Annotated in this window: 13 protein-coding genes and 1 rRNA gene; 10 read left to right on the forward strand and 4 right to left on the reverse strand. The window is 74.9% G+C overall.

Annotated elements, in window-relative coordinates:
- The first annotated feature begins 7 nt into the window (after positions 1-7).
- Positions 8-124: ribosomal RNA gene (gene rrf / locus C5508_RS11560) — 5S ribosomal RNA — on the forward strand.
- 266 nt (positions 125-390) lie between these two features.
- Here the strand turns inward: rrf and C5508_RS19560 are convergent.
- Positions 391-1,920 (reverse strand): hypothetical protein, encoded by a 1,530-nt coding sequence (locus C5508_RS19560; RefSeq protein WP_157944076.1) that lies wholly within the window; start codon positions 1,918-1,920, stop codon positions 391-393.
- Here C5508_RS19560 and C5508_RS19565 point away from each other — a divergent pair.
- Both C5508_RS19565 and C5508_RS11570 read left to right on the forward strand, forming a co-directional pair.
- Positions 1,903-2,694 (forward strand): tetratricopeptide repeat protein, encoded by a 792-nt coding sequence (locus C5508_RS19565; protein WP_157944077.1) that lies wholly within the window; start codon positions 1,903-1,905, stop codon positions 2,692-2,694. The two genes, C5508_RS19560 and C5508_RS19565, sit on opposite strands and share 18 nt — an antisense overlap.
- A 99-nt stretch (positions 2,695-2,793) precedes the next feature.
- Positions 2,794-3,153: a single-stranded DNA-binding protein gene (locus tag C5508_RS11570; protein WP_104525099.1), complete on the forward strand. Its 360-nt coding sequence runs from the start codon at positions 2,794-2,796 to the stop codon at positions 3,151-3,153.
- Between the two features lie 9 nt (positions 3,154-3,162).
- On the opposite strand, the gene C5508_RS11575 is transcribed toward C5508_RS11570, so the two are convergent.
- Entirely contained in the window at positions 3,163-4,476 is a 1,314-nt protein-coding gene (locus tag C5508_RS11575; RefSeq protein WP_104525100.1) for a DUF1015 family protein, read from the reverse strand.
- 133 nt (positions 4,477-4,609) lie between these two features.
- Here C5508_RS11575 and C5508_RS11580 point away from each other — a divergent pair, with 133 nt between their 5' ends.
- Both C5508_RS11580 and C5508_RS11585 read left to right on the forward strand, forming a co-directional pair.
- Positions 4,610-4,990, forward strand: coding sequence for a tetratricopeptide repeat protein (locus C5508_RS11580; RefSeq protein ID WP_232797073.1), 381 nt, complete (start codon positions 4,610-4,612; stop codon positions 4,988-4,990).
- Complete coding sequence (locus C5508_RS11585) at positions 4,987-6,078, forward strand: HAD-IIA family hydrolase (RefSeq protein WP_104525102.1); 1,092 nt, start codon at positions 4,987-4,989, stop codon at positions 6,076-6,078. The genes C5508_RS11580 and C5508_RS11585 overlap by 4 nt, the downstream gene beginning before the upstream one ends.
- Positions 6,079-6,092: 14 nt before the next feature.
- Here the strand turns inward: C5508_RS11585 and C5508_RS11590 are convergent, their stop codons facing one another.
- Positions 6,093-6,410 carry an alkyl sulfatase C-terminal domain-containing protein gene (locus C5508_RS11590; RefSeq protein ID WP_232797074.1) on the reverse strand — a complete coding sequence of 106 codons (318 nt, stop codon included), beginning with the start codon at positions 6,408-6,410 and terminating at the stop codon, positions 6,093-6,095.
- Between the two features lie 196 nt (positions 6,411-6,606).
- On the opposite strand from C5508_RS11590, the gene C5508_RS11595 reads away from it, so the two are divergent.
- From C5508_RS11595 to C5508_RS11615, 5 genes are all read left to right on the forward strand, one after another.
- The gene (locus tag C5508_RS11595; protein WP_104525104.1) at positions 6,607-6,885 is read left to right on the forward strand and encodes a hypothetical protein; all 279 of its coding nucleotides are present in this window, start codon (positions 6,607-6,609) and stop codon (positions 6,883-6,885) included.
- Positions 6,885-7,682: a TlyA family RNA methyltransferase gene (locus C5508_RS11600; RefSeq protein ID WP_104525105.1), complete on the forward strand. Its 798-nt coding sequence runs from the start codon at positions 6,885-6,887 to the stop codon at positions 7,680-7,682. The genes C5508_RS11595 and C5508_RS11600 overlap by 1 nt, the downstream gene beginning before the upstream one ends.
- A complete protein-coding gene (locus C5508_RS11605) occupies positions 7,679-8,716 on the forward strand; it encodes an NAD kinase (RefSeq protein ID WP_104525106.1) in 1,038 nt (345 codons plus the stop codon). Before C5508_RS11600 ends, C5508_RS11605 begins: the two co-directional genes overlap by 4 nt.
- A 58-nt stretch (positions 8,717-8,774) precedes the next feature.
- Positions 8,775-10,520: a DNA repair protein RecN gene (gene recN / locus C5508_RS11610; RefSeq protein WP_104525125.1), complete on the forward strand. Its 1,746-nt coding sequence runs from the start codon at positions 8,775-8,777 to the stop codon at positions 10,518-10,520.
- A 61-nt stretch (positions 10,521-10,581) separates the two neighbouring features.
- Positions 10,582-11,292, forward strand: coding sequence for a class I SAM-dependent methyltransferase (locus C5508_RS11615; RefSeq protein WP_104525107.1), 711 nt, complete (start codon positions 10,582-10,584; stop codon positions 11,290-11,292).
- 173 nt (positions 11,293-11,465) lie between these two features.
- Here C5508_RS11615 and C5508_RS11620 read toward each other — a convergent pair whose 3' ends face one another.
- Entirely contained in the window at positions 11,466-12,401 is a 936-nt protein-coding gene (locus C5508_RS11620) for a TetR/AcrR family transcriptional regulator (protein ID WP_232797075.1), read from the reverse strand.
- Positions 12,402-12,465 lie beyond the last annotated feature (64 nt).

Consider the following 12,465-nt stretch of genomic DNA (forward strand, 5'->3'; position numbering starts at 1 on the left):
ACAGAGTTACGGCGGCCATGGCGAGAGGGAAACGCCCGGTAACATTCCGAACCCGGAAGCTAAGCCTCTCAGCGCCGATGGTACTGCCCTGGAGACGGGGTGGGAGAGTAGGACGCCGCCGGACAACACTTCGACGAACGGGGGTCAGAGCCACGCGCTCTGACCCCCGTTCGTCTTTTCCGTCCGCTGCCGGCATGAGGCTGAGCGCGGCGTCCAGCGAAGAGGTAACAAGAGAACATGACTGCTCCGCGACGCGGTTCCAGTGATTCCGGGTCGGGGCGCGGTCCTCGTGAGGCGCGCCAGCCATACCGGGGCGATCGGCCGCAGGACGGCTCCCGCGGGGCGGTAGGAGGCAGCTCACGGAGTGGACGGCCTCAGGCCTCGGATCGTTCACGCGGTGATTGGCAGGACCGCCGCCCGCAGGGTGATCGGCCGCGTGGTGACTGGCAGGACCGTCGTCCGCAGGGTGACCGGCCGCAGCGCTCCGACCCCCCGCAGGGTGATCGTCCCCAGCGTTCGGATCGTCAGCAGAGCGATCGACCCCGTGGTGACTGGCAGGACCGTCGTCCGCAGGGTGACCGGCCGCAGCGCTCGGACCGCCCGCAGGGTGACCGGCCGCGTGGTGACTGGCAGGACCGTCGTCCGCAGGGTGACCGGCCGCAGCGCTCGGATCGTCCGCAGGGTGACCGGCCGCAGCGCTCGGACCGCCCGCAGGGTGACCGGCCGCGTGGTGACTGGCAGGACCGTCGTCCGCAGGGTGACCGGCCGCAGCGCTCGGATCGTCCGCAGGGTGACCGGCCGCAGCGCTCGGACCGCCCGCAGGGTGACCGGCCGCGTGGTGACTGGCAGGACCGTCGTCCGCAGGGTGACCGGCCGCAGCGCTCGGATCGTCCGCAGGGTGACCGGCCGCGTGGTGACTGGCAGGACCGCCGCCCGCAGGGTGACCGGCCGCGTGGTGACTGGCAGGACCGCCGCCCGCAGGGCGATCGACCCCGTGGTGACTGGCAGGACCGTCGTCCGCAGGGTGACCGGCCGCAGCGCTCGGATCGTCCGCAGGGTGACCGGCCGCGTGGTGACTGGCAGGACCGCCGCCCGCAGGGCGATCGACCCCGTGGTGACTGGCAGGATCGCCGGCCGCAGGGTGACCGGCCGCAGCGCTCCGACCGTCCGCAGGGTGATCGGCCGCGTGGTGACTTGCAGGACCGTCGTCCGCAGGGTGACCGGCCGCAGCGCTCCGACCGCCCGCAGGGTGATCGGCCGCGTGGTGACTTGCAGGACCGTCGTCCGCAGGGTGACCGACCCCAGCGCTCCGACCGCCCGCAGGGCGATCGACCCCGTGGTGACTGGCAGGACCGCCGCCCGCAGGGCGATCGGCCCCGTGGTGACTGGCAGGACCGCCGGCCGCAGGGTGACCGGCCGCAGCGCTCCGACCGCTTGCAGGGTGATCGGCCGCGTGGTGACTGGCAGGGCCGCCGTCCGCAGGGTGACCGACCCCAGCGCTCCGACCGCCCGCAGGGCGATCGACCCCGTGGTGACTGGCAGGACCGCCGGCCGCAGGGTGACCGGCCCCAGCGCTCGGATCGTCCGCAGGGTGACCGGCCGCGTGGTGACTGGCAGGACCGTCGTCCGCAGGGTGACCGGCCCCAGCGCTCCGACCGCCCGCAGGGTGACCGGCCGCGTGGTGACTGGCAGGACCGCCGGCCGTCCGACGATCGCCGCGGTGGGCCCCAGGCCACCGATCGGCGGCCGCCGGTGCCGGCAGGCCCTGAGATCCCCGAGTGGGCGGACCCTCGCGAGCTCGACGCCAGCATCCGTTCCGCGCTGCGGGGCCTGGATGCGCGGAACGCGGCGCAGGTCGCCGGCCACCTCGTCGTGGCAGGGACGCTCGTCGACGAGGACCCCGTGACGGCTCTGGCTCACGCGCGTGCGGCGCGCGACCGCGCATCGCGCCTCGCCGTCGTCCGGGAGGCCGTCGGTGTCGCTGCCTACCACGCGGAGGACTACGCGGAGGCGGCTCGTGAACTCCGCGCCTACCGCCGCATGAGCGGCGACGAGGCCTATCGAGCGGTGCTCGCCGACTGCGAGCGCGCGCTGGGCCGGCCGGAGGTCGCGCTGCGCCTCGTCGGCGAGGCCCTGGTGGCTCACCCGGATGCCGAGGAGATGGTCGAGCTCAGGCTCGTCGAGGCCGGTGCGCGGCGCGACCTCGGCGAGGACGCAGCGGCCCGCATCGTGCTGGAGACCGCCCTCGGAGGACGTCCCGAGCCCGAGCAGTTGGACGCGGCTGACGAGGGGCAGCTGCGCCTGGCGGCCGCCTACGCCGACCTGCTGCGTGCGCAGGGCGATGAGGAGCGGGCGGAGCAGTGGCTGGACGCCGTCGCGGCCATCGATCCCGAACTTGCCGGCGAGGACCTGGGAGTCGAGTTCACCGACCTCGGGGAACTTGCGGAGCTCGACACCGAGGCCGACGACGTCACCAGCGACGACTCCGCCGAGGACGCCGACGACGAGGACGACACCCACGACGACCTCGGAGAGGCCTCGGACGGTGACGTGGTCACCCACGAGGACGTCGACGCCGACGAGATCGAGGACGTTCCCGGCGTCCAGGGCATGAGCTTCGACGAGGAGGTCGAGGCCGAAGTCGCCGAGCTGCTCGGCGAGACCGACCCCGACGCCGGCGGCAACGAGCACTGAGCACGGGACGGGATGCCGCGTCCGTCCACATGCGGACGCGGCATCCACAGTCCGTTCCGAGCACGCCACATCGGGGGCCCGACCGGTCAGGCTCCGGTCATGACCGTGGCCGTGATCGATCGCAACGACGTGGTGCTGCGTGGGCGGGTGTCCGCCCCGGCGGAACTGCGGACGCTGCCCAGTGGTGACACGCTCCTGACCTTTCGGCTGATCGTGCGCCGGCCGGTTCCGCGCGTCCGGGGCCAGTCCGTCGACGTCCTCACCTGCATCACCTACGACCGGGGCCTCCAGCGGCGCATGGCAGCCTGGCAACCCGGCGACGTGGTCGAGGTCGAGGGGGCGTTGCAGCGGCGCTTCTGGCGCACGGGCTCGGGCACCGCCTCGGTCTGCGAGGTGAACTGCCGTCGCGGGCGGAAAGTGCCGGGGTCCGCCGCCCGGAACGCCGAAGAGACAGCCTGACCGGTGCGTTCAGTCCGCCAGCGGCCGGAACACCAGCCCGGTGCGCGGCTTGGGCACGAAAAGGGTGGACTTCCGGGGCATCCGGACCCCGGCCCGCGCCACGGCGGCGACGTCGGTGGGGGAGGGGGCCCGCAGCAGCAGCGCGACGCCGTCGGTGTCGGCGGCCACGCGCAGCGCCTCCTCGAGCCCGTGCGCGATCACGACGGAGTCCACCGTGTCCGGCCGCTGCCAGAGAAACCCGATGAGGCCGTGATGGGCCAGGACGACGTCGAGGTCGCGCCAGGCAGGCGGCGCCTCGGCCGGAACGGCGTCGCGCACCTCCTGCGACGGAGCGCTGAGCCGGACCAGCCGTCGGCCGTCGGTGACGAGGAAGCCCCGCTCGGCCGGATCACCCAGCCAGGAATGGGCGGCAGCGGCGACGGCGGCGGGCGCCCCGTCGGCCCCGACGGGCACGTCGGCCGTGACGAAGCCCCGTCCAGCGGCCTCGAGCGCGGCCGAGAGCGCCAGTCCCGGCACGACGCGGTGGATCGGGTCCACCCGCAGGCCACCGGGGCCCATCGGGGTGACCAGTGCCAGGACCGCGTCGCTGCCGCGGGCGCCGTGTTCTGCTCGGGCGTGGGCGCGGGCGGCCGCGAACCGGTGGTGACCGTCGGCGATGACCGCCTCGGTGCGCCTCAGGGCCTCGTGCACGGCGGCGACCATCCCGGGGTCGGCGACGCGCCAGAGGCTGTGCCGCACCCCGTCGGCGTCCCTGACTTCCAGCGTCGGCGTCACATCGCGCACGCTCGCGGCGAGCTGCAGGAGGGCCGGTTCGGGGTCGTGCGCCAGGACGATCGGCTCCAGGTCGGTGCCGGTGGCCGCGAGCAGAGCCCGCCGGCCCTCCACCGCATCGGGAAAGGTGTCCTCGTGCGGAAGCACGGCCGTCGACTCCGGCGGTGGCAGCGCGACCGCACCCAGCCAGCCGCTGGTCACCGCACCACCGTCGGCAGGCGCCAGGTCGTACAGCCACAGCGCCGCGACGTCGTCCCGCTCCAGCACGCCCTCGGACTCCCAGGCGTTCAGCGTCGCGGCGGCCAGCTGGGCGGAGGTGGCGCCGTCCCGCTCCGAGGCGGCCACGCGCGGCAGGATCAGCCGGACGACGTTGTGCGGGTCGGCGTCGGCCAGGCGGTCCCGCCCGGTGGGCGTGACCAGGTCGTAGGCTGGCGAGCTGACGCGGGCCAGGTAGGCCGGGTCTCGCTGCCGGTAGGTCAGCGCCCGGAAGGGCCGGACCAGCAGACCCGGTCCCGGCCGGAGCGAGGGGGATCCTGCCGACGACGGGTGCACGACCAGAATCGTAGGAGGGGCACGTCCGGGCACCGACAGGCGATCACGCCGACGGTGTGCGACGGGCCGCTGCCAGCCGAGGGAAGGGACCGCGGTGCCGGAGTCGCAACCGCCTCAGGACGCGGCAGGACCGTTGCCCGACGGCGACGTCTACGAGTGGTACCAGCGCGGCCTCAGACTGCTCGCCGATCGGCATCCTGACGCGGCGGCCACGTTGCTGGCACGTGCCGCGGCCGCCGAGCCGGGATCCCGGAGCATCCGTGAGGCGCTGGCCCGGGCGCAGTACGACGCCGGGCGCTACCAGGACTCCATCGACAGCTTCAGCAGCCTCATCGCCCTCAACCCGACCGACGACTACGCGCAGTTCGGGCTCGGGCTGGCCGCCGACCGGGCGGGCGAGCTCAACCTCGCGGCCGAGCACCTGGCTCTCGCCGCGGCCATGCGACCCGATCTGCCCCACTACGCACGAGCCCTCCGTGGTGTCCGTGCGCGGCTCCTGCGGGGGACGGCGTGAGCGCGGGCACCGGCCCCGTGCCGCTGGCAGCCGGCGCGGAGCGCCCGCCGAGCACGGAGTACGACGTCGCCCTGCTCGACCTGGACGGTGTCGTCTACATCGGGCCGGACGCCGTCCCCGGGGTACCGGACGCGCTCGCGTCGGCGCGTCGCGACGGGATGGGGCTGGGCTATGTCACGAACAACGCTTCACGGACCCCCGAGGAGGTCGCCGCACACCTCACCGACCTGGGTGTCGCGGCCGCGCCGGAGGACGTCATCACCAGCTCCCAGGCGGCGGCGACCGTGGTGGCCGGACTGCTCGGCCCGGGGGGCCGGGTGCTCCCCGTCGGTGGACCGGGCGTGGCCGTCGCCCTCATCGCGGCGGGGCTGACGGTGGTGGACTCCGCCGACGACCACCCGGACGCGGTGGTCCAGGGATACGGCAAGGAGGTGGGCTGGGCCCAGATCGCCGAAGCGGTCGTCGCGGTCCGCAACGGGGCGCGGCACGTCGCGACGAACGGCGACCTGACCGTTCCGTCCCCGCGGGGGCCGCTGCCCGGCAACGGCGCCCTGGTGGCGGTCGTCCAGGGGGTCACCGGTGTGCCGCCGCTGGTCACCGGCAAGCCGGACCCGGCGATGCACGCCGAGTGCGTGCGGCGGACCGGCGCCCGGCAGCCGCTCGTCGTCGGCGACCGTCTCGACACCGACATCGAGGGAGCGCGGCGAGCGGAGGCAGCGAGCCTGCTCGTGCTCACCGGGGTCACCGATCCGACTTCCCTCCTCGCGGCCGGACCGCAGCGACGTCCCGATCTGCTCGCCCCGGACGCCGCCGGACTCCTCGTCCCGCACCCAGCGGTCGAGGACACCGGGCGGTCCTGGCGTTGCGGGGCGTGGCTCGTCCGCACGGCCGAGGGGCACAGGGCGCTCGAACTGGCGAGCTCCGGCGACCGGCCGAGCGGCGGCGACGGCCTCGACGGGCTCCGGGCGCTCTGCGTGGCCAACTGGAGCATGAACCCCGACGACGGGGTGGCTGCTCGCGTCGTGGCGGCGGACGGCCGGGCCGCGGAGGCGCTGGGGGCCTGGGGACTGGTGCCGGCCCGCCGCTGAACCGCCCTCGCGCGTCAGAGCAGCTTGCGCAGCCTCAGCAGGTCGCGCAGTCCCGCCTCGAGCTTGACCCGACCGTCCTTCCACGCGGAGCCGAAGGACAGCCGGCCGTCGGTGAGCGCGACGAGGTCGTCGCTGGTCATGGTCAGCCGGATGTCGGCCCGGGGCACCTCGGGTCCGTCGGCCACCGCCCGCATGTCCCGTACCGAGCCGGAGCTGAGCCGGCCGACGACCACCTGGTCGAGATCGGTGAGCCGGCAGGAGAGCGTGCGATCCAGTCCGGCGGCTGCCGGGTTGGCGGCCAGCCCACCGAGGATCCCCGTGAGGGCGGTCATGCACTGGTCCATGGTGGCCACGGAGGCGGGTCTCCCGAGGGTGGGCGGCGGCAACGGTCCGCTGGACGCTATCGCGCCCTGCCGCCGGACTCCTCCCGTCGTGCCCGGCCGGTAACCTCCGCAGGGGACGACGGGCGCACCGGCCGGACCTCCGACTCCGTCGAGACGACCGCACCGACCACCCGAGAGGCACATCATGACCGAGCCGAGCGTGCAGCGACCGGTGCCGGGGCCGCCCCGGCCCGGGCCCTCGCCGACGCCTGCGCCGGTTCACGGTGCCGCGTCCGTCTCGGGTGCCGCGCAGGGCCAGGAGCCGCGCATCGCCCGGGACGAGCGCGCCGACGTCGTGTCCGACGCAGCGTCCGCGACCCGGATCACCGGCCTGGAGGGGGTCCCCGTCGCCGAGCACGTCGCCGTCTTCGAGGCGGAGCACGAGCGGCTCCGACGCGAACTCGGCACGATCGACGCCCTCTGATGGCTCGCCGCAACCGGCTCGACGCCGAACTCGTCCGCCGCGGCCTGGCCCGGTCCCGGGAGCACGCCGTCACGCTCATCGCCGAGGGGCGTGTCGCCGTCGGCGGGCAGGCCGCCACCAAGCCGGCCACCGGCGTCGAGTCCGGGACACCGGTGGTCGTGCGCACCGATCCCGACAAGCCCACCTGGGTGTCGCGGGGCGCGCACAAGCTGCTCGGCGCGCTCGATGCGCTCCCGGTGACCGTGGAGGGGCGGCGGGCGCTGGACGCCGGCGCCTCGACCGGGGGGTTCACCGAGGTGCTGCTGCGCCGCGGAGCCGCCGAGGTCGTGGCCGTCGACGTCGGCTACGGGGAGCTGGCCTGGTCGCTGCGCACCGACGAGCGGGTCCGGCTGCACGAGCGCACCAACGTCCGCACCCTCACCCCCGAGGCGATCGACGGCCCGGTGGACCTCGTCGTCGCCGACCTCTCCTTCATCTCCCTGCACAAGGTCCTGCCGGCGCTGTCCGCCTGCACCCGCCCCGGTGCCGACCTGCTGCCCATGGTGAAGCCGCAGTTCGAGGTCGGGAAGCAACGGCTGCCCGCCGGCGGGGTGGTGCGCGACCCCGAGCTGCGGGTGCAGGCCGTCCTCGAGGTCGGGCGCGCCGCCCAGGGACTGGGCTGGGGTACCGCCGGGGTGGTCGCCAGCCCGCTGCCCGGTCCGGCCGGGAACGTGGAGTTCTTCCTCTGGCTGCGGTCCGACGCCGGGCCCATCCAGGAGGACGCCGTCCGTCGAGCAGTCCAGGAGGGACCGCAGTGAGCGACTCGAGCACGGCAGGGCGGCAGGAGCGGGAGCGCCGCGTCCTGCTGACCGTGCACACCGGCCGGCGCGACATCGTCGACCTCGCCCGCACCTCCGCTGCGCGTCTGATGGAGGGCGGCATCGGCGTGCGGCTGCTGGACGACGAGGCCGAGGAGCTGGACATCCCGGGCGCCGAGGTGGTGGCACCCGACGAGGCCGCGGCCCGGGACGCCGAGATCGTCATGGTCTTCGGCGGCGACGGCACCTTCCTGCGGGCCGCCGAGCTGGCCCGGTACACCGACGCGGCCCTCATGGGCGTCAACCTCGGCCGCGTCGGCTTCCTCGCCGAGACCGAGCCCGAAGCGGTCGAGGAGACACTCATCGCCATCGAGCGCTGCGAGTACTCGGTGGAGGAGCGGCTGGCCATCCGCGTCGACGTCCTCGACCGCGACGGCACCGTCGTCGGCGGCACCTGGGCGCTCAACGAGGTCTCGGTGGAGAAGGCCGAGCGCTCGCGGGTGCTCGACGTCGTCATCGCCATCGACGGCCGGCCGCTGACCAGCTTCGGGTGCGACGGGGTGCTCTGCGCGACGCCCACCGGCTCGACGGCATACGCCTTCTCCGCCGGCGGCCCGGTGGTCTGGCCCGACGTCGAGGCGCTGCTCCTGGTCCCCACCAACGCGCACGCGCTGTTCGCGCGCCCGCTGGTCACCTCGCCGAACTCGGTGCTCACCGTCGCGATCCCCGCCGACGGCAACCGCGCCCGCGTGTCGGCCGACGGCCGCCGCATCGTCGCGATCCCCGACGGCGGACGGGTCGACGTGCGCCGCGCCAACCGCCCGGTCCGGATCGCGCGGGTGCACGCCGCCACGTTCGGCGACCGGCTGGTGGCCAAGTTCGGACTCCCCGTGCGCGGCTTCCGCGACGCCCGGCACGCGGGGCCCGGCCACGAGCTGTTCACCAGCCGCAACGTGCTGGCCCGCGACGTCCTGACCGCGGACGGCTCCGGTGGGGGAGAGGTGAGCAGTGGCGCCCCGCACGGCGACGCCTGACGGAGGGTCCTCCCGACCCCCACGCCTCGCCGACGCCCGGCGCGGGGCCTCGCGGGAGGTGCGTTCCAGCACGTCGCTCGGGCGTCTCTCCGAGCTGCGCATCCGGGGGCTCGGCGCCATCGACGACGTCACCCTCGAGCTGGGCCAGGGGCTGACGGTCGTGACCGGCGAGACCGGGGCGGGCAAGACCATGGTCGTCACCGGGCTGACCCTGCTGTTCGGTGGCCGGGCCGACCCCGGCCGGGTCCGGGCCAGCGGTCGCGCCGGCGTGGAGGGCCGTCTCGAGCTCCCGCCCGGCTCACCGGTCTGGGAGCGGGCGGCCGACGCCGGTGCCGATCCCGACGACGACGGCAGCCTGATCCTGGCTCGCACGGTCAGCGCGGAAGGGCGGTCCCGCGCCTACCTGGGCGGGCGCAGCGTGCCGGTCGGGGTGGTCGCCGAGCTGTCCGAGAGCCTGCTCGCCGTGCACGGCCAGACCGACCAGCTCCGCCTGTCCCGTCCGGCGGAGCAGCGTCGCGCGCTGGACCGCTACGCCGGTCCCGCGCACCTGGACCTCCTCGAGCGGTACCGGGAGGCCCACCAGCGCTGGCGGGCGCTGTCCGCCGACCTGGACCGCCGCCGCGGACAGGCCCGCGAACTCGCCCAGGCCGCCGATGTGCTCCGCCACGGGCTGGAGGAGATCGCCGCCGTCGCACCGGAGCCCGGCGAGGACGAGGCCCTCGACACGCAGGCCAAGCGGCTCAGCGACGCCGATGCGCTGCGGGCGGCCGCCGACGAGGCGCGGCTCGCGCTGGTCGGCGACGTCACCGGCGACCTTGGTGGGGACGAGGCGCCGCAGGACGCCGCCGCAGCCCTGGCCATCGCCGAGCGGGCTCTCGCCTCCTCCGACGACCCGACGCTGGTCATGCTCGCGCAGGACCTGGCCGACGCCGTCGCGGTCGTGTCCGACGTGTCCGCCCAGCTCTCCGGCTACGTCTCCGACCTCGACGCCGACCCCGCACGGCTGGCGGAGGTCCTCGACCGCCGGGCGGCGATCACCGCGCTCGTCCGCAAGTACGCCGAGGTCGGGCAGGGCGCCTCCGGCGTGCTCGCCTGGGCCGAGCAGGCGCAGCAGAAGCTCGCCCAGCTCGACGTCTCCGACGAGGCGCTCGAGGCCCTCGCCGCCGAGCGCGACGCCGCCCGAGCCCAGGTCGACCGGCTCGCCGCCGAGCTCTCCACGGGTCGCCGCGCCGCCGCCGAGGGGTTCGCCGCCGAGGTCGGCGCCGAGCTGGCTGGCCTGGCCATGAAGAGCGCCCGGGTCTCCTTCTCCGTCGACAGCCACCCGGACGAGCCGGGGCCCGACGGCATCGACGACGTCGCCCTCCTGCTGGCCGCGCACCCGGGCGCACCCGCGCGGCCGGTGCACAAGGGAGCGTCCGGCGGTGAGCTCTCCCGCGTGATGCTGGCGATCGAGGTGGTGTTCGCCGGCGCCGACCCGGTGCCGGTCATGGTCTTCGACGAGGTCGACGCCGGCGTCGGCGGGCAGGCGGCCGGCGAGATCGGCCGACGCCTGGCGCGCCTGGCGCGGGACCACCAGGTCGTCGTCGTCACCCACCTCGCGCAGGTCGCCGCCTTCGCCGACACCCACCTCGTCGTGGACAAGTCGCCCGACACCGGCGCGGGGGTCACCGCCACCGACATCCGGTCGGTCCAGGACGAGGACCGGGTTCGCGAGCTGGCCCGGATGCTCTCCGGGCTGGCCGACAGCGACACCGGTCAGGCGCACGCCCGTGAGCTCCTGGCGGTCGCTGCAACCGCTCGCTGACCGGTTCCCCCGTCGGGTGACCACGGGCTTGCGCAGGGCCGGCCCGGGGTAGGGAGCCTCGGTGAGTTGCTTCTCCTCCGTCGACGAGTCGGCGCACTACGGTTTCTCGGTCTGCATGCTGCTCGACCAGTACCGCGAGCAGCTGCGGTGGGAGGACGGTGGTGTCGACGAGCTCGGAAGTGGGGACGCCACGGTCATCGCCGACGTCGTCCGCTCGCTGCCGGGGCTGCGGGTGCACGGCTACGACATCAGCTCGCCGTCGGTGGAGAAGGCGCGGGCGAACATCGCCGAGCGCGGCGTGCCCGACCGCTACACCGTCGAGCTGGGCGACTTCTTCGACCAGGCCGACTCGGCCGGGGGAGCGCAGGCCCGCACCGTCATCTCCAACCCGCCCTACATCCCGGCGCCCGACCGCGACATCCTCATGCCCGAGCTCTGGGGCGGTGTGCGCGGCAACGACCTGCTGCTGCAGCTGCTCAAGGCCGGATACGACAACGTGATCGCCGCGGTGGCCAGCTACTCAGACCCCGAGGGCACCGTGCGCGTGGCCGAGGACCTCGGCTACCGGGTCGTCAACTTCCTCGCCATGGGCCTGGACTTCGGGCCCTACAGCAACGAGCCGAAGGTCCGGGAGCACATCCGCCGGCTCTGCGCGGACGGCGACGGCTGGGCGGGCGAGGACGGGTACATGGTCGCCGTCGCCCTGTTCACCCGGGACGCCGACCTGCCCGGTGACCGCGGCGGCCAGCTGTTGCGGGCGCTGCAGGTCTGACCTCTCGAGCGGGGCCCGGAGGGCCTCCCGAGGAGGACCTGGGAGCCGCCCTGCGAGGCGGCGCGACGAGCGGGGGCCCGGAGGGTCCCCGAGGAGTGCCGGGGAAGGGGCTCAACGCAACAGGGGAACGGCTCCTGGCCGCGGTCGTCGTCCGGAGGACGACAATGCATAGCTCACCGCCGCTTGGCGTAGCCCGCGAGGCCGAACTGCAGGAGTGCCAGCCCACGGCGTCCCTGACGGCGCAGCTCCACCGCGAGCTCCGGCCCGCTCACCCCGGACAGCACCCGGTCGCGGGCCAGCTCCAACAGCGATGCGTACAGGCCGAGCACCGCGTGAGCGGCCAGCCACGGCTCGATCTGCCCGGCGCGCGCCCCGGTCTCCTCGGCGATCAGCTCGGCGAGCGAGTCGGTGAGCTCGCCCAGGATCTCCCGCTCGCGGGTCAGAAGCGTGCGGCTGCTGCGGATGACCCGCGCCATCTGCGCCACGCCGTCGGCGGCCGCGGGCGTCCCGAGCAGGCTCACCGCCGCCACCACGAAGCTGCCGGCGGCCGCGGCCACCGACTCGCCTGCCGGCCTCCGGCGCACCGCGTCCAGGAGCGCCGCGCGCATCGGCGGGTCGGCGTCGAAGACCAGCCCCTCCTTGACCGGGAAGTGGTTGAACACCGTCTTCTCCACCACGCCGGCGCGCTGGGCGATCTCCACGACGCTCACCGAGTCGAAGCCGCGCTCGGCGAACAGGTCGGTGGCAGCATCGACGATGCGCGCCCGGGTCTGCTGGCGACGGCGTTCCCGGATGCCTCCGCCGCGCGTGCGCCGGGCGCGCCGGGGCCCGGTCGGTTCACCGTCGGTCACGGCGACCGGGGACGCCGGTGCCGGGGTGGCGGGCGCGCCCTCGGCGACGGCGGCGCCGGCCACCGGATCGGGTACCGCGGCCGACGGAGCCGGCACCTCGGGTGCGACCGGTGCCGGCTGCTCGACCGGGGGCGCCTCGACGGCGGGGGTCGCGGCCGCGCTCTCCTCCCGTTCGGCCTGCTCAGGTCGGGGAACCGCCCGGATGACGGCAGGGCCGACCGGGCCGTCGACGTCCTCCCCGTCCTGCAGAAGGGTCATCGGGGTCGTCAGGGCACCCGCCACTCCAGTCACGTGCGCAACGTTAGTCACGAGTCGGTAACGG

This window comes from Blastococcus atacamensis, assembly GCF_002938425.1.
In the GTDB taxonomy this organism is placed as follows: Bacteria; Actinomycetota; Actinomycetes; order Mycobacteriales; family Geodermatophilaceae; genus Blastococcus; species Blastococcus atacamensis.

Excerpts from the sequence above, each read along its gene's own strand:
- C5508_RS11570 (WP_104525099.1), top strand. The coding sequence starts at position 2,794 with ATGACCGTGGCCGTGATCGATCGCAACGACGTGGTGCTGCGTGGGCGG.
- C5508_RS11590 (WP_232797074.1), bottom strand. The coding sequence starts at position 6,410 with ATGACCGCCCTCACGGGGATCCTCGGTGGGCTGGCCGCCAACCCGGCA.
- C5508_RS11595 (WP_104525104.1), top strand. The coding sequence starts at position 6,607 with ATGACCGAGCCGAGCGTGCAGCGACCGGTGCCGGGGCCGCCCCGGCCC.
- C5508_RS11600 (WP_104525105.1), top strand. The coding sequence starts at position 6,885 with ATGGCTCGCCGCAACCGGCTCGACGCCGAACTCGTCCGCCGCGGCCTG.
- C5508_RS11620 (WP_232797075.1), bottom strand. The coding sequence starts at position 12,401 with ATGACCCTTCTGCAGGACGGGGAGGACGTCGACGGCCCGGTCGGCCCT.